At 61.8% G+C, this 19,632-nt stretch carries 16 protein-coding genes; 2 read left to right on the forward strand and 14 right to left on the reverse strand.

Annotated elements, in window-relative coordinates; translation table 11 throughout:
- Positions 1 to 38 precede the first annotated feature (38 nt).
- On the forward strand, positions 39 to 1,145 hold the full coding sequence (locus ACTQXM_RS04350; protein ID WP_441537090.1) for an ATP-binding protein: 1,107 nt from the start codon (positions 39 to 41) through the stop codon (positions 1,143 to 1,145).
- Between the two features lie 115 nt (positions 1,146 to 1,260).
- Here ACTQXM_RS04350 and ACTQXM_RS04355 read toward each other — a convergent pair whose 3' ends face one another.
- From ACTQXM_RS04355 to ACTQXM_RS04395, 9 genes are all read right to left on the reverse strand, one after another.
- The gene (locus ACTQXM_RS04355; RefSeq protein ID WP_441537091.1) at positions 1,261 to 1,905 is read right to left on the reverse strand and encodes a DUF4867 family protein; all 645 of its coding nucleotides are present in this window, start codon (positions 1,903 to 1,905) and stop codon (positions 1,261 to 1,263) included.
- A 144-nt stretch (positions 1,906 to 2,049) separates the two neighbouring features.
- Positions 2,050 to 2,538, reverse strand: coding sequence for an S-ribosylhomocysteine lyase (locus tag ACTQXM_RS04360; RefSeq protein ID WP_441015328.1), 489 nt, complete (start codon positions 2,536 to 2,538; stop codon positions 2,050 to 2,052).
- Positions 2,539 to 2,689: 151 nt separating this feature from the next.
- Complete coding sequence (locus ACTQXM_RS04365; protein WP_441537092.1) at positions 2,690 to 4,180, reverse strand: FGGY family carbohydrate kinase; 1,491 nt, start codon at positions 4,178 to 4,180, stop codon at positions 2,690 to 2,692.
- A gap of 170 nt (positions 4,181 to 4,350) precedes the next feature.
- The gene (locus ACTQXM_RS04370) at positions 4,351 to 5,289 is read right to left on the reverse strand and encodes a transketolase family protein (RefSeq protein WP_427718099.1); all 939 of its coding nucleotides are present in this window, start codon (positions 5,287 to 5,289) and stop codon (positions 4,351 to 4,353) included.
- Positions 5,282 to 6,118, reverse strand: a complete 837-nt coding sequence (locus ACTQXM_RS04375; protein ID WP_427718096.1) for a transketolase — start codon at positions 6,116 to 6,118, stop codon at positions 5,282 to 5,284. Before ACTQXM_RS04375 ends, ACTQXM_RS04370 begins: the two co-directional genes overlap by 8 nt.
- 2 nt (positions 6,119 to 6,120) lie before the next feature.
- Positions 6,121 to 7,521, reverse strand: a complete 1,401-nt coding sequence (locus tag ACTQXM_RS04380) for an L-fucose/L-arabinose isomerase family protein (RefSeq protein WP_441063924.1) — start codon at positions 7,519 to 7,521, stop codon at positions 6,121 to 6,123.
- Positions 7,522 to 7,776: 255 nt separating this feature from the next.
- Positions 7,777 to 8,787 (reverse strand): LacI family DNA-binding transcriptional regulator, encoded by a 1,011-nt coding sequence (locus tag ACTQXM_RS04385; RefSeq protein ID WP_427793677.1) that lies wholly within the window; start codon positions 8,785 to 8,787, stop codon positions 7,777 to 7,779.
- Between the two features lie 219 nt (positions 8,788 to 9,006).
- Positions 9,007 to 9,981: a nucleoside hydrolase gene (locus ACTQXM_RS04390; protein WP_441015326.1), complete on the reverse strand. Its 975-nt coding sequence runs from the start codon at positions 9,979 to 9,981 to the stop codon at positions 9,007 to 9,009.
- A gap of 36 nt (positions 9,982 to 10,017) precedes the next feature.
- The gene (locus ACTQXM_RS04395) at positions 10,018 to 10,980 is read right to left on the reverse strand and encodes a ribokinase (RefSeq protein ID WP_441537093.1); all 963 of its coding nucleotides are present in this window, start codon (positions 10,978 to 10,980) and stop codon (positions 10,018 to 10,020) included.
- A 186-nt stretch (positions 10,981 to 11,166) separates the two neighbouring features.
- Here ACTQXM_RS04395 and ACTQXM_RS04400 point away from each other — a divergent pair, with 186 nt between their 5' ends.
- Entirely contained in the window at positions 11,167 to 13,359 is a 2,193-nt protein-coding gene (locus tag ACTQXM_RS04400; RefSeq protein WP_441537094.1) for an acyltransferase family protein, read from the forward strand.
- A gap of 189 nt (positions 13,360 to 13,548) precedes the next feature.
- Here the strand turns inward: ACTQXM_RS04400 and ACTQXM_RS04405 are convergent, their stop codons facing one another.
- The 5 genes from ACTQXM_RS04405 to ACTQXM_RS04425 all read right to left on the reverse strand — a co-directional run bounded on the left by ACTQXM_RS04405 (position 13,549) and on the right by ACTQXM_RS04425 (position 19,608).
- Positions 13,549 to 14,745: an Nramp family divalent metal transporter gene (locus tag ACTQXM_RS04405; protein WP_427747655.1), complete on the reverse strand. Its 1,197-nt coding sequence runs from the start codon at positions 14,743 to 14,745 to the stop codon at positions 13,549 to 13,551.
- Positions 14,746 to 14,819: 74 nt separating this feature from the next.
- Positions 14,820 to 16,664, reverse strand: coding sequence for a magnesium transporter (locus ACTQXM_RS04410; protein ID WP_427718082.1), 1,845 nt, complete (start codon positions 16,662 to 16,664; stop codon positions 14,820 to 14,822).
- A 320-nt stretch (positions 16,665 to 16,984) separates the two neighbouring features.
- Positions 16,985 to 18,391 (reverse strand): polysaccharide deacetylase family protein, encoded by a 1,407-nt coding sequence (locus ACTQXM_RS04415; RefSeq protein ID WP_441537095.1) that lies wholly within the window; start codon positions 18,389 to 18,391, stop codon positions 16,985 to 16,987.
- A 72-nt stretch (positions 18,392 to 18,463) separates the two neighbouring features.
- A complete protein-coding gene (locus ACTQXM_RS04420) occupies positions 18,464 to 19,219 on the reverse strand; it encodes a PRC-barrel domain containing protein (RefSeq protein WP_427718078.1) in 756 nt (251 codons plus the stop codon).
- Positions 19,219 to 19,608 (reverse strand): YtxH domain-containing protein, encoded by a 390-nt coding sequence (locus tag ACTQXM_RS04425; RefSeq protein WP_154516595.1) that lies wholly within the window; start codon positions 19,606 to 19,608, stop codon positions 19,219 to 19,221. The genes ACTQXM_RS04420 and ACTQXM_RS04425 overlap by 1 nt, the downstream gene beginning before the upstream one ends.
- Positions 19,609 to 19,632 lie beyond the last annotated feature (24 nt).

Consider the following 19,632-nt stretch of genomic DNA (forward strand, 5'->3'; position numbering starts at 1 on the left):
AAGAAAGGAAAAAATAGGAAAGAAAGGAAAGGAGACTTATGACTGAAACCATCTTCTCCCCCTCATTTGGAAATCGCCCATCCTATCTCGTCGGGCGCGAAACTGTAATTTCGACATTCATATCCGGCCTTGAGCAGGAACCGGGCAATCGCGACCGAGCCATGCTCATGCTTGGACAGCGAGGCAGCGGCAAGACAGTTCTTCTGTGGGAACTTGCCGACCGCGCACGCAAGCTCGGCTTTGTTGTCGCCACGCCTACCGTAGCCTCCGAGGATATGCTCGAGCGCATTGTCGAGAAAATCCAAGAAGCAGGCAAACCTTACGTCAACAAACGCCGCCTTCCCAAACTCGCGAGCGGCAGCCTAAGTGTTTTCGGGCTCTCGGCAGGCCTCGAGTTCACACGAGACGTGCAGGAGACCAAGAGCTTTCAGTTCAAGCTCACGCAGCTCGCGCGCAAACTGACCGAGCAGGGGCACGGCATCCTCATCCTCATCGACGAGCTCCAAGCAAATTCACCCGAGATCAGACAGCTCGTCACCGCCTATCAAGAGCTGGTCGGCGAACGACTCAACGTCGCGCTCGTCATGGCGGGCCTTCCGGGAGCCATCTGCGCAACACTCAATGACCGTGTGCTGACATTTCTCAACCGCGCTCGAAAGGTCACGCTCGAGCCACTTTCGGTCGGAGATGTCGATACCTATTACCAGCGGGCTTTCGATGAGCTCGGCCTTGATATTCCAAGCGATCTTCGCCTCCGTGCCGCTCGCGCAACCCAAGGCTCGCCCTATATGCTGCAACTCATCGGCTATAACATCGCCAATCGCTGCAGGACAGGCGAACGTGCGACGCAAGGGTTAATCGACGGAGCCATCGAGGCGTCGAAAGTCGATTTCGAAAACGATGTGTGCGAAACGACGCTCGCCGCGCTGTCAGACCAAGACGTCGCGTTTCTCTCCGCAATGACTGATGACGAAGACGCTGTGTCTCGCATTTCTGATGTTGCGAAGCGCATGTCAGTCACACCCGACTATGCGCAAAAGTATCGCCGGCGCCTCATCGACGCCGGCGTTATCGAGCAGGCGCGCCGCGGCTACGTGCGCTTCGCCGTCCCCTATATGGCTGATTACCTGCGCAGCCAGCTCTAGGCAACCACCGCAAAGGGGACAGGCACCTTTGTGGTGGGTTGGGCCCGCTTGTCTCGATCTGTAACAGGTAGAGACGATTTAGCCCGCTAGATGTTACAGATCGAGACAGAAGATTCTAGTCACAGGCGATGTCGAGGTTTTTGCCGATGAGACCTACGTAGCCGCCTTCGGCTGCCTTGGGGCTGTCAGCATGGCAGAGAACCCACTTGTCGGCCTTCCAGTAGCAGTAGCTGTCGCCGGCAGCAGGCATATCGGCCGCAGCCTCGGGACGCGGACCGTTGGTGCCGGCGGGCAGCGCCACCATCACCTGGAAGCCACCGTCGTCGACCATGCACGGCGTGTAGTGGAGCGTGGTGTTGAAAACCTCGACGACCTTGCCCGCCGGCACGCGAAACGCCTTGACGCACGCGGTGTCGAGCTTGCCGCCCTCGATCTCCCAGCGATGCGCCACGAGCAGGATAAAGTCGCGTGCACCCAGGTTGAACTCGCTGGCACGGTGGTACTCCAGGCAGTTGAGACGCGTGTTGTGGCCATTGCACCAGCCGAGCTGGAAGGGGCGGCCGCCAAACATGAGAAAGCCCAGTTTATCGGCACCCTTAACGCCCTCGAGCTCCGGCGCGCTCGCTACGTACTTACTGCCCTCGGGGATGGGCGTAGCAGAGAGTGCCTCGAGCACGGGCGACGTAAGCTCGAACGGAACGTTATCCCAAACGTTGCCATAGGACTTGAACTCGGAATCGTTGACAGAGTAGATATGCATGTTCACTCCTGTTCGTAAATGTGACTATACGAACATTCTAGAACAAACATGAGCGATTTTGAACGCTCGTCCAGACCACTCAACAAAAAGGCGCCCCCGCATAAGCGAAGGCGCCCAATGCGCGCGTTTTGGGCGATAAAACCCTTACGCCTGCTGATAGTGCAGGTGCTTCTCGTCGATATCGGCCAGGTCGCGGTCGAGGTAGCGGCGCGCGAGCCAGTTTGCCATGGGAAGGTTCTGGTCCAGGTAGTTGCCGCACTCCTCGGGAGCGGCTCCGGGGACATCGCCCTCAAAGTCGGCGACAAACTCAAACAACTCACGCACGAGCGGCAGAATCTCCTCGCTCGTCACCTCGCCAAACACGACCAGGTAAAAGCCCGTGCGGCAGCCCATGGGGCCAAAGTAGACAATGCGGCTCGACCACTCGGCATGGTTGCGAAGGAATGTCGCGCCTAGGTGCTCGATGGTGTGGCACTCGGCCGTGTTCATGACCGGCTCCTTGTTGGGCGTGGTCAGGCGCAGGTCAAAGGTGGTAACGACAGCGGCGGTCGCCGGATCGCGGTCGATGCGGCTCACATACACGCCGGGCTCAAGCAGCAAATGGTCAACGGAAAAGCTCGCGATACGCTCCATGGCAGATCCTCTCGATAGTCAATTTGGGACGGGGCTCTTTTAGCTGGCTCGAATGGTCGCACCAATCATACCAGTCAAAAAAGCCCCGTCCCAAATGAGCTGCCCGAGACGGGGATCAATGAGTTTTTAATCCCATCCCAAAAAAATCATGCTAGGCAGTGTATGCAATTGTTGATTTCACGGCGTGGCGCCAGCCGGCGATCTTTTTGGCGCGTTCGTCAGCGGGCATCGACGGCTCCACGATGCCGCGGGCGCCGTAGACATCGACGACATCGCGCGTGTACATGCCCAGCGCGATGCCGCAGGCCCAGGCCGCACCCAGGCCGCTCATCTCGTCGTTGCTCGCGATGCGGATGGGCGAGCCAACCAAGTCGCTCTCAAACTGCATCAGGTACGCGTCGCGCGTGGGACCGCCGTCAACACGAAGCTCGGCCAACGTTGCACCCGAATCCTCGACCATCGCATCGATCACGTCAAAGATCTGATAGGCGATCGACTCGTCGGCGGCCTTCACGAACTCCGCGCGACCCGTGGTGCGCGTCATGCCAAAGACGCAGCCCTCGGCGTCACTCGCCCAGTGCGGCGCGCCCAAACCGGTAAACGCCGGCACAAAGTAGACGCGGCTCGCCGGATTGGCGGCGTAACACAGGTCGGTAACTTCCTCGGGGTTATTGATGAGTTCCAGATCGTCGCGCAGCCACGTCTTGACGGCGCCGGCGTAGCTCACGTTGCCCTCGAGCACGTACTCGGTCACGCCGTCCATACGCCATGCGAGCGAGCTCGAAAGCCCGTGCGAGCTGGCGACAAACTCGTCGCCGACGTTCATCATGACCGAGCTGCCGGTGCCATAGGTCGCTTTGGCCATGCCGCGGCTATGGCAGCCCTGCGCGAACAAGGCGGCATGGCTGTCGCCCAGCACGCCGTGAATGGGCACGGGTGCCGGCAAAAAGCCGCCCAGGTCCGTCATGCCGAACAGGCCATCGGAATCGGTCACCTGCGGCAGGCAGGCCACGTCGACGCCAAAGGCCTCGCACACCGGCTCGCTCCAGCAGCCACGGCGCAGGTCAAAGAGCTGCGTGCGGCTGGCGTTGGACCAGTCGCAGCGAAACTCCGCGCCGCCCGTGAGCGTCCAGACCACCCAGGCATCGATGGTGCCCAGACACAGCTCGCCTGCCGCGGCAGCCTCGACAGCAGCGGGAACGTTCGCGAGGATCCAAGCCATCTTGCCCGCCGGGTAGTAGGGCGAGAGCACCAGGCCCGTCGTGTCGCGCACCAGCTCGGCCACACCCTCGCGCGCGGCCAGCTTGTCGCAAAGCTCGCGGGCGCGGGCGCACTGCCACACTACGGCGTCGCACAGCGGCTCGCCCGTCGCGCGGTTCCAGGCAACGGTGGTCTCGCGCTGGTTGGAGATGCCGATGCCGGCGATGTCGGCAGGGTCGACCCCGGTCTCCTCCACCACGGCACGCGCCACGGCCAACACGTTGGCGGCAATCTCGGCCGGATCATGGCTCACCCAACCGGCCTCGTTGACAATCTGGCGATGCGAGCGATCGGCACGATGAATCAAATGGCCGCCCTCGTCCACCAGCAGTGCCTTGGTGCCCTGCGTGGATTGATCGATTCCGATGATGTATTTGCTCATGTACTCTCCCATTCCTTCCGCCAAATCAAAGACGACTGGCGGACAAGGAGCGAGCGGCCGTCAAGTGCCGCAGATTGCCGTGAAAGAGGAGCGCCGCGTACTTTGCGTACGCAAGCGACGGTTTGAACGGCAAGGTGCGGTGCTTGGCGGCCGCGCAGCGTCTGTATCTACTAGTTGCCGAGGAACTCGGCGACGGTCTGCGCAATTCCGGCACCCGTCAGGCCGTAGTGTGCGAAGACCTCGGGGCTCGTGCCGGTGATGACCGGTGCGTCGGGCAGGGAGAGGCACTTGACCGGACGCGGGCAATGCTCGCCCACCACCTGCGCGACCATAGAACCCAGGCCGCCGAAGGGGCTGTGCTCCTCGACCGTCACGACGGCGCGCGTGGCACCGGCAGCCTCAATCACGGCCTCGGCGTCAAGCGGCTTGACGCAATACATGTCGAGCACCGTTGCCGAGATGCCCTGCTCGGCCAGCAGGTCGGCAGCGTCCACGGCATGGCGGACCATCTCGCCGGTGGCGACGAGCGTCACATCGGTGCCGCGACGCACCCAGGTGGCGCGATCCATCTGGAACGGGCACTCGTCCTCTGTATACACGTCCTCGACCGGGTTGCGGCCCACGCGAATGTAGGCCGGCTTGTTGTCGGCGACCAGGGCCCGCACGAGCTCGGCGGTCTGGAAGCGGTCGCTCGGCAGATACACGCGCATGTTGGGAATCGCACTCATAGCGGCGATATCCTGCGCGGAGTGGTGGCTCATACCCAGGGCGCCGTAGGACACGCCGCCCGAGATGCCGATGAGCTTGACGTTGGTGTTGGAGTACGAGACGTCGACCTTGCACTGCTCATACGAGCGCGTGGTCACAAAGGACGCCGGCGAGGCGGCCCAGGCCTTCTTTCCGCACGAAGCCATGCCGGCGGCGATGCTCACCAGGTCCTGCTCGGCAATGCCGACCTCGACGGACTGTTGGGGATACTGATCAAAGAACGGCGTGAGCGATGCGGAGCCGCGGGAGTCGGAGCATAGGACGACGATGTCCTTATCGGTCTTCGCGGCCTCGAGCAGCGTGTCGCAGATAACCTTGCGATTGGCGATCTTGTTAGCCATTGACGGCCTCCTTATGGGCAGCGAAATCGGCGATGATCTGGGCATATTCCTCATCGTTGGGCAGGTGATGGTGCCAGGCGGCCTTGTCCTCCATGACGGGCGAGCCATAGCCCTTCACCGTGTTGAGGATGATGACCGTGGGCTTGCCGCAGGTCTCGGCCGCAAGCGTCAGCGCGGCGTCGATGGCCCGGACGTCGTTGCCCGGAATGGAGAGCACGTTCCAACCGAAGGCGGCCCAGCGCTCCTCCTGCGAGTCCTGCTTCATAACATCCTCGGTGCTGCCGCTGATCTGCAGGCGGTTGCGGTCCACGAGTGCGCACAGGTTATCGAGCTGGTAGTTGCCGCCGCTCATGGCGCCCTCCCAGACCGATCCCTCGGCAAGTTCCCCGTCGCCCATGATGGTGTAGACGCGGTAGTCGCGGCCGTCCATCTTACCGGCGAGCGCCATGCCCACGGCCACGGGCAGACCGTGACCCAGCGAGCCCGAGTTCATCTCGATGCCCTTGAGCTTGTTGTTGGGGTGGCCGATGTAGGGGCTGCCGAACTTGGAGAAGCGGGCCTTGACGTCATCGAGGTCAAGATAGCCCTCGTGGCAGAGCACCGCGTAGTAGGCTTCCATGGCGTGGCCCTTGGAGAGCACGAAGCGGTCGCGGTTGGGATCGTCGACGGTCTCGGGTGAAATGTTGAGGTGGTTGGCGTAGAGGGTCATGAGGGCGTCGATCACCGACATGTCGCCGCCGATGTGGCCGCCGGCGCCAGCCATGATGATATCGACGCAATCGCGGCGAAGGTCCCAACGCAGGGACTCAAGCTCTTCGATAGTTGCCATTTCTACTCTCCTCGCAGGTAGGCTTTAACGTCTTCTTCGATGGGGTCGTACAGGTCGGGTTGGATGCCGATATACTTGCACGCCTCGTAGAGCACCGGCACCACGTTGGCGTGAATAGCGACGCAGTGGTGGATGTAGGGACCCTCGACGATCTTGGCCTCGAGGCGCTTGAGGTTGTCGACCTCGACCCACAGATAGGTGCCCATGCCGGCCGGGCCGTCGATGCCGCGGGCGTTACCCAGCAGCAGCGAGTACTCGCCGTTGTCGCCGTCAAAGCGGGCAAGGGTGAGGTCGCCGTGCTTGGCCTCGGCCGTCAGCGCGCCGGGGTGATCGAAAGCCAGCGGATAGGTGAGCTTGGGCTTGACGGCCGCGCAGCTGCAGGGCCAGGGGCCGCAGTGCTGCAGCAGCTCGCCGTTCTCGTTATCGGGATGGCGCACGGTCCAGTCGGCGAACATGCCGCGGTGACGGCCCAGGTCGGCGGCCTCGACCATCAGCGCGGTGATGGCGCCGTGGATATCGGTCTCGCATACGATAGGAATGCCCATCTCGTTGAGGATGGCGTTGGCGGCGCAGGGCATAATGCCCAGCTCGTCCTGGAGGGCGTTCCAGCACTGAATGGCGCCGGCGTTGCAACCGTACTTCTCGACCAGGCGCTTCATGGCGATGGCAAGACCGGCGACCGCGGGAACCTTATCCTCGGGGATGCAGATCTCAAAGCTGTCGTTGATGTGGGCAAGCATGGCAGCCATGGCCTGCTCGTCGGCCTGGGCGTCGCGCACGGCCTGGACAAGCTCGGTCATGGGAATGGGCGAAAGCTGGATGTTGAACTTCTCGAGCAGCTCGCCCTCGTTGCACATGGTCGACCAGAAGTCGAACGGACGGGTGGCCATCTGCAGGATGCGGGTGTGCTTGAAGGTCTTGACCACGTTGCACACGGCCAAGAAGTCCCAAACACCGCGCTCGAACTCGGGATCGGTCAGGCGGCAGTTGGTCATGTAGGTGAAGGGAACCTGGAAGCGGCGCAATACTTTGCCGGTGGCGAACAGGCCGCACTGGCTATCGCGCAGGCGGGTGCCGTCGGGCTCGGGGCGCTCGTCGCGCGGGCCCCACAGCAGCACGGGTAGGCCGAGCTCGCGGGCAAGGCGAGCGCAAACGTACTCGGTGCCAAAGTTGGCGTGGCACAGCATAATGCCATCGACGCCCTCGGCGCGGAACTTCTTGACGATAGGCTCAATGTGGCTGTCGTCGAACAGCAGGCCCTCGTCATTGATGTCGTCGATATCCACGATGTCGACGCCGATCTCGCGCAGGCGATCAGCCGTCAGGCCGCGATACTTGATTGCGTCCGGCGCGCTAAAGATACTGCGGCGCGTGGGCACAAAACCGAGCTTGATCTTGTCCATGTACGTCCTCCCCTAATCACATGTTCAGTAAACAGACGCATGTTTCGTTTTGTTCTGTTTACTAAATTTTTACTCCAGTGTTTAGAAGTTTAACGCGAAATACCCGTGGGCGGTAGAGAAATCAGCCTAAACGGTATGTAAACAAACTGAACATACAAGGGCAACAAAAAGAGGGCCCCGAAGGACCCCTTTTGGATGACGTTATTTTTCTGCCTTAGCGAGCTTTGCCGCCCTGCGGCCCGGCGTTGCCTTTGTCTAGATCTCACGCACGCTCTGACGCTCGACAAAATAGGTCGATACGGCTGTCTTGCAGGTATAGCTCTTGGGATTGCGGATGTTGCCCACCAGGCGGCGCACCGCGATCTCGCCCACCTCGTGCTTGGGAACGTGCACCGTGGTGAGCGGCGGGTTGGAGAAGGCGCCCAGAGATAGGTCGTCAAAGCCGATGATCGAGACATCCTCGGGCACGCGAATACCGTGCTCGTTGAGCGCGCGCATGGCACCCACGGCGAGCACGTCGTTTTCGGCAAAGAAAGCCGTCGGCAGGTCGTCGCGCGAGACGCTGTCGAGCCATGCGCCCATGTCGCGATAGGCGCCCTCGAGCGTGGTGCCCAGCGTAACGCGCCATGTCGGGTTGGCCTCAAGGTCTGCGTCCTCAAGCGCTTGGCGATAGCCGCGCTCGCGATCCTTAAAGTTGCGGATGCGAAGGTCGCCTGCCAGATAGCCGATCTGCCTGTGACCTTTCTCGATGAGGTGATCCACGGCGCGCAGCACCGAGTCGGTGTTGGCAATGACCACGGCATCGAAGTACTGACGATCGCTCCAGCCATCGAGCACGATCAGGTGGGCGGCAGCGTTGGCAAACAGGGCGTAGTCTTCCTCGCCCAGCTCGGTACCCATCAGCACGATAGCGGCGGACGGATCGGCGATCAGGCCCTCGACCTGCGGACGCACGGCGTCCAAGTCGCTAAAGTCGAGCGAGACAAAGCTCGTGCTCATGCCGTGACGACGCGCCTGGCGCTCCACGCCCTCGATGACCGCGGGATGGAAGGTGCTCTCGTCCAGAATGGCGCCCGTCTTGCGCGCGAGCACAAACTGAATGCTCTCGAGCTGCGTCGACTGCTGATAGCCAAGCGATTGCGCGCACTCCAGGATGACCTTGGCGGTCTCTTCACTCACGCTGCGCTTGCGGTTGAGCGCGTTGGACACGGTCGCAGGCGAAAAACCGGTGATGCGGCTGATCTCGCGAACACTTGCTTTGGCCATTGTTCCCCCTAGCAACGGCCGTGGCGGAGCATCACAACTTGATGACTCGACAACTAAACGACCGCAAATTCAATCTAAACAGAGTAGTAAATGTTTATGAGCTAGTTTAGCCTGTTGTCAAGCGAAGTGGCACGACTATTCCCCCAACGGGCACATTTACTCGGTAGCTAAAAAAGCCCCGTCCCAAATTGACTACATGGGGCGGGGCACGGAAATCATCTAGCCAAGAACACGGGCCATGCGCGTCTTGAACTCGGACAGGAAGCGCGGGGCATCCACGGTCAGCGCCACAAGCGCGCTCTTGTCCGGATCGGACAGGCGATGCTCGTCGCAAATGGTGCGGCCGCGATACTCGCCCAGCAGATCAACACGCAGATTGCAGCCGAGCGCACCCACGAGCGTGGGGTCGATCGCCACGGCGACGGCCAGCGGATCGTGCAGCGCACAACCACCCAGGTAGGGTGCGTTCATCTCGTACGAGCCAATGTAGTGCTCGACCATGCTCGCAAACGCACAGCCCGCCATGGTGCCCGAGCCCGTCCATCCGGCAATGTCGCGACGCGTGAGCACCACGCGATGCGTCACGTCCAGACCCACCATGGTGAGCTTGCGGCCCGAGCGCAGCACGGCATCGGCCGCCTCGGGATCGCTTGCCATGTTGGCCTCGGCGCCCGCGCTCACGTTGCCGGGCACGGTCAGGGCGCCGCCCATCACCACCACGCGGCCGATAGACATCACCGCCGTCGCATCGCGCTCCAGGGCAAGCGCCAGATTGGAGAGCGGGCCGGTCGCTACGTAGACCAGATCGGGACCATAAGTGCGCGCGGCATCGATTAGATAATCGACTGCAGCGTTGCCATCGACCGACGTCGCCCCCACCGGCTCATAGGGCGACGCGGGCACGCTCGCGCCGCCGATGCCGTTCTTGCCGTGGATGAGTACGGTGGACGCCGGCGGCGTATAGGGCTCAGTCGCCTGCAGAGGACGGTCGGCACCCAGGTACACCGGCACCTCGGGACGGCCCAACAAGTCGAGCACCGCCAGGCAGTTGCGCGCCGACTGGTCGACGCGCACGTTGCCAAAACACGTGGTAATGCCCACGAGCTCAACCTCGGGGCTCGCGATGGCATAGGCAAGCGCCATCGCATCGTCCACACCCATATCCAGATCAAGGATCAGCTTCTTGGTTGCCATTGTTCTACTCCGCTTCTCCGTCTTGTACTAAACCGTCTAAATCAAACACGCGCTCAACTTCGGGCGCGTGGGAATCGACTGCTGCGCGCCCAGGCGCGACACCGTCACCGCCGAGGCGCGAGCACCCGCGGCCATGCACTCAAAGAGCGGCAGGCCCTCCAGACGAGCCGCGGCAAGCGCACCGATAAACGTATCGCCCGCGGCCGTCGTATCGACCACCGCGCTCGAAAGCGCCGGCATGCGCAGCAACTCGCCGTCGTCGCCGAGCGTAACCGAGCCGGCGCCGCCCAGCGTGATGACCGCAGCTCCGGCACCTTTGGCGAGCAGGGCATTGAGCGCCGCGACGCAGCTCGCATCGTCTGCAGGCAAGATGCCCGTCAGTACCTGGCACTCAGTCTCGTTGGGACAGACCAGGTCGACTGCAGGCCAGACCTCCGCAGGCAACTCGCAGGCTGGCGCTGGATTAAAGACCGTATAAAACCCCAGCTCGTGAGCGCAAGCAAGCGCCTCGGCCGTCGCTGCAAGGTCACATTCGCCCTGGGCGATAAAGACGCTTCCGGCAGCCGGGGCAATCTCGCTGGCGTTGCCATCGAGCTCATCGGTCACCAGACGCCTCAGCGCGCGGGCAACGTCCTCGCCCGCAAGTGCATGGTTGGCGCCCGGCGATAGCACGATGCGGTTATCGCCCTCACAGCGAATGATGGTCGCCGTTCCCGTCTCCACGTCGTCGCGGCGCGCCACAAAGTCACAGTCCACGCCAGCATCTTGGAGCCCCGCCACGAGCGACGAGCCAAACGCGTCGCGGCCGACCGCGCCGATCATGCGTGTGCGCGCACCCATGCGCGCAGCTGCTACGGCCTGGTTGGCGCCTTTGCCGCCGGCGTTGGTGATAAACCCGCTGCCGCCGACGGTCTCGCCCGCACGCGGCATGCGCTCGCACGCCACCGAAAGGTCCATGTTCATGCTGCCGAACACCGCAACGATGCCGCAATCTGCCATGAAAACCTCCTCGTCCGCGGGCCCCGCACCCGCTGTCGGCCGTCAATCGTGCGCTCTCGCACCTCTATAACTTTAGTTCACTTTGATGTGGACGCGCGCTTGAGCTTACGCCAGCAGCAAGCATTCACAGGAGTAGGCGGCTACAATGAAAGCGTGCTGATTATTCTCGTCATTGGATGATGTTTTATGGAACAATTCCCGCGATCGAGCTCGCGCAGCTCACGCCATGCGAGCGATCAACAAGCGCCGCACGAACGTTCGCGCACTAACCGCCAAACCACCGAGCCGTGCCGCGCTGCAGGCTCCCATCGCTCGCCCGCCAACAAGGGCGCCCGCACCGACAGCGCCGCAAAAGAACAGGCGCCCACGCGTCCCAAATCTCGCTACATCCCCGCCCTCGACGGCCTTCGCACGCTCGCCGTTGTCGCGGTGGTGCTCTATCACCTCAACCTCACGTGGGCTCAGGGCGGCCTGCTCGGCGTCACGATCTTCTTTGTGCTCTCGGGATACTTGATCACGCGCCTGCTCCTCAACGAAATCGCAAAGACCGGTCGTATCGATCTCAAGAGCTTCTGGATCCGCCGCATCCGTCGCCTGTTCCCCGCCGTGGTAACCGTCGTGGTGGTGACCTGCGCACTGTGCACTGTCTTTAACCATGTGATGCTCACCAAGATGCGCCCCGACATCCTGCCGTCGCTGCTGTTCTTTAATAACTGGTGGCAGATCATGCAGGACGTTTCGTACTTTAACGCCTTGGGCGACCCCTCGCCGCTCACGCACTTTTGGTCGCTTGCCATCGAGGAACAGTTCTATCTTATTTGGCCGCCACTGCTGTTTGCCATGGTATCCATGCATGTGAGCAAGCCCAACACGCGCCGCGTGGTCCTGGGCCTTGCCGCGGTATCCGCCCTCGCCATGATGGTGCTCTACAACCCCGCCACCGACCCCAGCCGCGTGTACTACGGCACCGACACCCGCGTGTTCTCGTTGCTGCTGGGCGCCTGGATGGCCTTTATCCCCGACCGCGACCTGGCGCCCGCGCGCCTTGTCCGCCATCTGGGGCTCGACCGACTGGCCGGCGCCGCCAAGCACGGCAAGTCAAAGAGCGACACCGCCGAGGCCGCCACGACAAAGCCAAGTGAGCTCGCACGCTTTTGGTCCTCCCCCGCATCCATCGATTTGATGGGCGTCGTTGGCCTGGTCGGACTCGCCGCCATGGTCGCGCTCACCAACGGCTATACCGCGTTTCAGTATCGCGGAGGCACGCTGCTGTGCTCCATCCTCACACTGATGGTTATCGCGGCATGCGTGCAGCCCCAGGGCATGGTCGCACGGGCCTTGGCCGCCGAGCCGCTCGTATGGATCGGCAAGCGCTCCTACAGCATCTACCTGTGGCACTATCCGCTGCTGCTGCTTATGAACCCGGTCGCCAACATTAACGACACGCCCTGGTGGCACTACATTTTGCAGGTGTTGTTGGTGGTCGCCGTGGCCGAGTGCTCCTATCGCTTTATCGAAACGCCGTTTAGGAAGGGCGCTTTTGGGCGCACCGTTTCCGAGCTCCGCGACGGCACCACCACGCCCGCCGGCTGGATGCGCGCACATGCCCCCACCTGCGCCGTTTGCGCCGTCGCGCTTGTTGTGGCGCTGGGCGGCCTGGTCTTTGTGCCCGACACATCCGCGCTGAGCGGTGAGGGCGCCGAAATCCTAAACAAGGAGGCCAAAAATGCAAAGCCTCAAGATCAGCAGGCGGCCGACGACTCCGACAAAGACGACGACGGCTTCCCCGACGGAGCCTACGACCTGCTAATGATTGGCGACTCCGTGTCCCTGCGCGCCGTCGATGCCTTTGACGGCGTGTTCCCGCACAGCCACATCGATGCCGAAAAGGGCCGCCAGTTTGATGCGGGCCGCGCGACATTTGAGGGCTATATCCAGCAGAACCTTGCCGGCAAGATCGTGGTCTTTGCCCTGGGCACCAACGGTTTGGTAACGGACGCCCAGGTCGACGCGATCATGGCCGACGCCGGTGATCAGCGTATTGTCGTGTTTGTAAACACGCGTAGCCCGCAGCCGTGGGTCGGGTCCACGAACCAGGCCATCGCCAACGCCGCTACGCGCTACAAGAATGTACGCGTTATCGACTGGTACGGGCACAGCGCCAACCGCAACGACCTGTTCGATGGCGACGGCACGCACCTGTCGACTACCGGCGTGACCGAGTACCTTAAGCTCATCCACGATGCCGTCAAGAAGGACCTACCCGTGCACCCCGAGGACCACGTTAACGATCCGCAGCCGGCGGCTGTCAAATCCGCTGCCGAGGCACTCGTCAACGCCCTCGCCTACAAACCGCACAAGCTAGGCACCGACAAGTAACGCACAGCCAAATCTGCTTACAATCCGGCACTTGGGACCACTTCCGCGACTTACAAAGCCGCCTCTGGGCTGTTAATTCACCCCAGAGGCGGCTTTATAGCTGCACATCGGTATATAACTAGCACCCTATAGCAGACAAAAACAGGCCGCAGCCCATGGCAGCGGCCTGTTTAGAGTCCAAGAGAGATGCTACGCGCTGTAGCCCATCGCTTGCAGAACAAACATAACGACCGTCAGCACCGTAATAACGCCGATAGTCGCCCAAGTGAGCACATTCCACACACGGCCGTTGCGGTTGGCGCCCATAATGTGTCGATCGGCGGCAATAACCACCTGAAACACCAGAACCACGGGCAGCAACACGCCGTTGATGACTTGCGAGGTCATCATAATCTGGAACAGGTCGACGCCGGGCATGAGCACCAGCACGGCAGAAATGCCAATGATTGCCGTAATGATGCCGCGATAGACCGGGGCCTCGTCCCAGCTGCGATCGGCACCGCGCTCCCAGCCAAACGCCTCGCAGATAGCGCTGGATGTAACGCCCGGCAGCACACAGGCGGCCAAGAAGCTCGCCGCAACCAGGCCCGAGGCAAACAGCACCGTGGACCACTGGCCCGCAATGGGCTCCAGCGCGCGGGCAGCGTCTGCAGCATCGCTAATCTGAATGCCCGCGGGGAACAATACCGTACCGGTCGTGATGATAATAAAACCGGCAATGACATCGGCGGCAATCGAGCCGCTCACGGTATCGATGCGCTGCAACACGATATCGTCCTCGCCCGCATTCTTATCGACCACGTTGTTCTGTGCCAGGAAAATCATCCAGGGCGCGATGGTGGTACCGATCGTCGCGACCACAAGCGACACGTAGCTGGGGTCATTTTGAATGTTGGGTACAACCAGATCGACCGCCACCTCGCCCCAACTGGGACCAGCCATAATTGCAGCGACAATGTAGGTCACAAACACGCAGCTCACCAGCAACAGAATCTTCTCGATGCGCTGGAAGCTACCCGACATGGTAAGCATCCAAACCATCAGCGCCACAAGCGGCACCGAGATGCTCGCCGGCACGCCAAAGAGGGCAAGGCCGCTCGCGATACCCGCAAACTCCGAAATGGTCACGGCTGTGTTGGCAATCAGCAGCGCCGCCATGGCCAGCACGCTCTTGCGCACGCCAAAGCGCTCGCGAATGAGCGAGGCCAGGCCCTTGCCCGTCACGCAGCCGCAACGCGCCGCGGTCTCCTGCGTCACGATGAGCAGCACGGTCATGACGGGAAGCATCCAGAGCATCTTGTAACCATAGCTGGCACCGGCGCTGGAATACGTGGCTATGCCGCCGGCGTCATTGCCCGAAAGCGCCGCCAGAAGGCCAGGGCCCATGGCACCAAAGATGGCCGCGATGGTCAGCTTTTGCTTGGTGCCCTGCTTTTGCTTGCTATTTTGCACGCGACCACCTAACCCATGACCGACATGGTGAGCAACACCGCAGCGGCACAGTACGCCACGCACGAGATCATGACGGCAATGACGTTCATGGCGGTACCCGACGTATTGAGGTCGTGCTCGTCACGCCAGAACAGCACCATCAGGTAAATCACAGCGCTCATGTTGCCAATCAGGCAGACGATGGCCGCGATGTTAAAGCAGCCGGTAAAGAGCTGCTCCTCAAGCATGGGCGCGTCGGGGAACGCCGTGGTGCGCACCAGCTGAGCGCACAGGTAGGTCACGAGCGACAGGATCAGGCCCATGCCCGTGCTCTGGAAGAAGAATCCCAGATACGGCTTGGGTTCATCGTCATGGCCGTCGTACTCCAGGAAGTAGTTCTTGACGAACGACACCATACGCGAGGCAGCCAGCAGCACGAGCGGCATGGCGCACATGGGGAACACCACCAGATGTGCGGAGCCCAGCGCCGTCCCCAGCACTGCCGCCATGATGCACGAGGCAATGCCCCACACGACAACCCAGTACTGGCGATGCACAAACCAGCTGAGCACATTCGTCGAGTCGTCGGACGCGCTATCGCCCGAGCCGACGCCTGCGATCTGCAGGTCCTCCTGGTGCTCCTCGGCGATAACGTCCATGGCGTCGTCGAAGGTCACAATGCCCAAGATGTGGCGGTTCTCATCGCAGACGGGGATGGCGACCAGGTCGTACTTGGTCATCTCGTCCGTTACGTCTTCCTGGTCCTCGTCGGGCGACACATAAACCAGGTCGCGGTAGGCCAGCTGGCCCAGCGTGGCGTCGCGGTCGGCCACGATCAACGTGCGCAGCGAGAGCACGCCGGTCAGCATACCGCTCGGATCCTCGGTATAGACGTAGTAGACGCTTTCGAAATCCTCGTCGAGCTTGCGGATCGCCTCGATGGCGTCACCGACCGTCGCCGTGGCAGGCAGGGAGACAAACTCCGAGGTCATAATGCGGCCGGCAGTGTTTTCCTCATAGCCCAGCAGGTTACGAATCGCCTTCTCCTCCTGAACGCCCATCAGGCGCAGGAGCTTCTCGGCCTTCTCGTAATCGAGCTCGTCGATCAGGTCGGCGGCGTCGTCCGGATCCATCATGGCCAGCATCGACGACGCATCCGTGTCGGACAGGCCCTCGAGCATCTCGGTCATGAGCTCGTCGTCATCGAACTCCGAGATGGCCTCGGCGGCCTGGGCGGTGTCGAGCTGCGCGAACACCTGCGCGCGCAGGCGAGGATCGAGCTGCTCGATAATGTCGGCAATGTCGGCAGGATGCAGCTCGCCGAGCGTCTTATGCGAAACCGACAGCTGGATGTTCTTAGTCGATCGATCGAGCAGGTCCATGTAGGACCAGGCGATGATGTCCTCGCCGAGCGGTTTGCCCAGGTGCTTCATAAAGCCCTCGACGACATGTTCAAGAGCGGGGCTGATTGCGCGCAGCAGACCGCGGGCACCAACTTCGGCACCCAGCAGGCGCAGCTGATTTTCGCCTGACATGGAAAACTTGATGTCGTTTACGCGCACAACCTTCATGCCCTGCGTGTCGACGATTTGTTTGTTGAGCACGTCACGCGCGAGCAAAAGTTCGGTCGGCTGCAGGTACGAAAAACGGATTTCGGTGGCCGACGTCTTAAGGTATACGCCCGTCTCGTCGATACGGTCGACCCATTTTCGCCAGCTGATCATAAACGGCGTCTTGCCGGGACCGCGGAACGCGAGCGACGTCACGTGCGGAAAAACTTCGCCGGTAGCAATGCCAAAATCGTTCACAACGCCGAGCTTTTCGCCATCGACGTCCAAGACCGGCAGCTTGAGCATCTCACTCAGATAATTCACTGGTGCTCCCCATCATTATTCCTTCGGACCGTGGCCATGCCGGCACGCCATCCGTGGACTTTTAGATATGTATACGCATGCGCGGGCGGCACACCGCTCGGCGCTCACACCCCGTGCATGCGCAAGAAGCACCTGCAAGGGGTCATCGACTGTATGGTCGAGGTTTGGATTTCACCTGCAACCTTTCTCTTGACCCTTGTTATCCGCAGTAACTATAGCATCAGCATCGCGCCGTGACGCCAAATTTATGCTCCAAACATCGCAGGCATACCAAACGCTGACGCATCCGTGACATAGTCGTTTAAGAACGTCCCCCATGACTAGTCTGCGGTGTCGTTATCTTCGGCGAGCTGGGGAAACGCGGCGTTCTTGGGCATGGAAGTCTTCGTTAGCGAGGTGAGTTTTTTGCTCAGCGACGTATCCGTCTTCACCAAATCGCTCAGCGTCACGATCTTGTAGCCCTTGGCGACAAGGCCATCGATGATCTGCGGCAGCGCTTCGAGCGTCTGTTCGGAGCATTCGTCGCTATCGGTGAACAAAACAATGTTGCCCGGAGTCACCGATTCGAGCACTGTCGAAACCTGTTCGTCGGCGCCGTTGAGCAGCCAGTCGCCCGAATCGACATTCCACGAGACCACGGCAGACACCAGGTCCATCGCATCGATCCAGTTTTGCTCGTCAAACGCGGCGTAGGGAGCACGCAGCAACATCGTCTCGACGCCGGTCGCCGACTTAATCGCCTCGGTGCCCTTCGTGATCTGCTTGCGCACCGCCTCGCGATCCTTGCCCTTGAGCGAATCATCGCTGTAGCTGTTGGAGCCGATCTCGCATCCGGCATCGACAATCGCTTTGGCAGTAGCGGGCGAGGCTTCCGCAGCATCGCCCGAAAGGAAGAACGTCGCCGTGACGCCCTTTTCCTTGAGCACCTGCAAGACCTGCTTGGTCGCGCCGCTCGGACCCTCGTCAAATGTCAGGGCCACGTACTTTTCGTTGCCCTTGGGCGCTACGCTCGCGCACTCGACTACACAGTCGGTGGCGGGCACGACCTCGCCGCGGTCCTGCGTCTTGCCCGACTGCTCGCCGACCCATACCTCGGAGCGGCCCCGAACGCCCCAGGTTTTAACGTATTCGATAGCGCCCGTGCCCTCGACCTTCAACTTGGGCTCAATGGTCGTGACCTGGACCTCGTGCTTCTCGTACGTGTCGCGGCCGTCTTTGACCGTCACTTTCTCGCCGCCCGTTAGCTCGCGGCTATTCCACTTGCCCTGCTTCACCCGTTTGCCGTCCACCTTCACCGACAGCTTTTCGCCGCCACGGCGGGTAAGCACGCTATCGTCGACAGCCAACAAGTCGCCGGCATCGTAGGTGTCGGTCAGGCCTTGATCATCGATAAGGTTCTGCAACGTGGAGCCCACGCGCACCGAAGCCTGCTCCCCATTGAGCACAATGTCCACGCTGCGATCGACATAGCCCACGACGGCAGCGATAAACAGCACGAGCGCACAGCCGACAGCGATGAGCGCATAGGGCAGGCGGGACGGTCGGCGCGGTGAGCGCCCGTTGCCGATGCGCGCGCTGCGATCGCTAAACCCACGGCTATGGTTGAGGTACATCGCGCCGGGTTTACGGCGACGTCGACGCTGACCGCTGGGCAGCTGCCCCAGGTCGCGTCGCGCCGTCGGACGCGCACCCGAGCGCCCGTTTAAGTTAGATCCGTTTTGGCGCATGTGCCCTCCCCCATAAACACAGCGAGCCGGAGCAACATGTCTCCGGCTCGCCTCCCATCATTTGGTACGTCGCTATTTGCTAGCTTTTGACGAGCCCCCGCTCGCCTTTTGATATTCGTCCTTAAAGGCCTTGAACATACCGCGCGTCTTGCCGAGCTGCTTGCCCAGTGCGCGACTGCCCTTGTCCACGGCGACCGATCCCTTGTCATCGAGCACCTTGGCGCCCTTCTTGACCTTATCGCCCACCACGACACTGGCCTCGGCAGCCTTGGCGGCCGCGCCACCCGAATACCCGAGCGACTTGACCTCGTCCGAGACAATCATCGCGCCGTTCTCGTAGCCGCGCAGCATCGTCGGCGGCATCTGTGTGTCGCCCACCAGCACACTCGAGGCAGTGCCGGCGGTCACGTAGAACGTCTGCACGATACCCGAACGCGGCTTGAACTCAACGTCCGAGCAGTAGCCCACGACATCGCCCGATTCCGTGCGCACGTCCATGCCAACCCAGATGATGCAATCGTCCAGGTTGATATCGAGGCGCTTGGCCGCGGCGGCATCGTAGGTTCCCTTGACGTCGTCGACCGCGACAGCACCCTCATAGACGCCGATGGCATCGAGCGCCACAAATCGATCGGGGCGCTCGATCATGCCCGCGATATCGGACTGGCGAACCATAAAGCCCACCACGCGCGTACCGCCCGGGGTAAAGACCGGAAAGTGAATCTTGCCGAGCTTTTTGGGGCTGCGCGGCGTGCCGTCCTTTTTGGTGCGCTTGTCTTCGGCAGGCTTACGATAAACCTTGACGCCGACAAAATCCCCTGCGCGCATTATGCCTCGGTCGAGGGCTCCGTGGCCTCGGTGTCGGCCTCAGTGACGTTCTCGACCACGACGTCGGCAGCGGGCGTCACGTTGCCGCCCGAGATGGCGTCGTTGAGCTGCTCGCGAAGCTGGTCCATGCGCTCGCGGGCCAGGTCGACCTTGGCGCGCAGGTCATCGGTCTTGGCGTCGACCATCGGACCAAAGTCGTTGACCGCGGCACGAGCCTCCTCGGCACCGTGCTCGTAGGTGTCGCGCATGTTGTCCCAGGCATCGTTGGCGATATCGGCGGCCATGGCACGGGTCTCGGCACCCGAGCGCGGGGCCAGAGCAACGCCGATGATAGCGCCGGCGGCAGCGCCAAAGAGCGCACCGGAGACAAAGCTGAAAGTCTTTCCCATGATCATTCCTCTCCTGCGGGCACC

Origin of the sequence: Collinsella sp. LCP19S3_D3 (assembly GCF_052121455.1) — a bacterium.
In the GTDB taxonomy this organism is placed as follows: Bacteria; Actinomycetota; Coriobacteriia; order Coriobacteriales; family Coriobacteriaceae; genus Collinsella.

Excerpts from the sequence above, each read along its gene's own strand:
- ACTQXM_RS04400 (WP_441537094.1), top strand. The coding sequence starts at position 11,167 with ATGGAACAATTCCCGCGATCGAGCTCGCGCAGCTCACGCCATGCGAGC.
- ACTQXM_RS04385 (WP_427793677.1), bottom strand. The coding sequence starts at position 8,787 with ATGGCCAAAGCAAGTGTTCGCGAGATCAGCCGCATCACCGGTTTTTCG.
- ACTQXM_RS04380 (WP_441063924.1), bottom strand. The coding sequence starts at position 7,521 with ATGGACAAGATCAAGCTCGGTTTTGTGCCCACGCGCCGCAGTATCTTT.
- ACTQXM_RS04360 (WP_441015328.1), bottom strand. The coding sequence starts at position 2,538 with ATGGAGCGTATCGCGAGCTTTTCCGTTGACCATTTGCTGCTTGAGCCC.
- ACTQXM_RS04415 (WP_441537095.1), bottom strand. The coding sequence starts at position 18,391 with ATGCGCCAAAACGGATCTAACTTAAACGGGCGCTCGGGTGCGCGTCCG.
- ACTQXM_RS04425 (WP_154516595.1), bottom strand. The coding sequence starts at position 19,608 with ATGGGAAAGACTTTCAGCTTTGTCTCCGGTGCGCTCTTTGGCGCTGCC.
- ACTQXM_RS04405 (WP_427747655.1), bottom strand. The coding sequence starts at position 14,745 with ATGGGCCCTGGCCTTCTGGCGGCGCTTTCGGGCAATGACGCCGGCGGC.
- ACTQXM_RS04350 (WP_441537090.1), top strand. The coding sequence starts at position 39 with ATGACTGAAACCATCTTCTCCCCCTCATTTGGAAATCGCCCATCCTAT.
- ACTQXM_RS04375 (WP_427718096.1), bottom strand. The coding sequence starts at position 6,118 with ATGGCAACTATCGAAGAGCTTGAGTCCCTGCGTTGGGACCTTCGCCGC.
- ACTQXM_RS04395 (WP_441537093.1), bottom strand. The coding sequence starts at position 10,980 with ATGGCAGATTGCGGCATCGTTGCGGTGTTCGGCAGCATGAACATGGAC.
- ACTQXM_RS04365 (WP_441537092.1), bottom strand. The coding sequence starts at position 4,180 with ATGAGCAAATACATCATCGGAATCGATCAATCCACGCAGGGCACCAAG.
- ACTQXM_RS04420 (WP_427718078.1), bottom strand. The coding sequence starts at position 19,219 with ATGCGCGCAGGGGATTTTGTCGGCGTCAAGGTTTATCGTAAGCCTGCC.
- ACTQXM_RS04390 (WP_441015326.1), bottom strand. The coding sequence starts at position 9,981 with ATGGCAACCAAGAAGCTGATCCTTGATCTGGATATGGGTGTGGACGAT.
- ACTQXM_RS04355 (WP_441537091.1), bottom strand. The coding sequence starts at position 1,905 with ATGCATATCTACTCTGTCAACGATTCCGAGTTCAAGTCCTATGGCAAC.
- ACTQXM_RS04370 (WP_427718099.1), bottom strand. The coding sequence starts at position 5,289 with ATGGCTAACAAGATCGCCAATCGCAAGGTTATCTGCGACACGCTGCTC.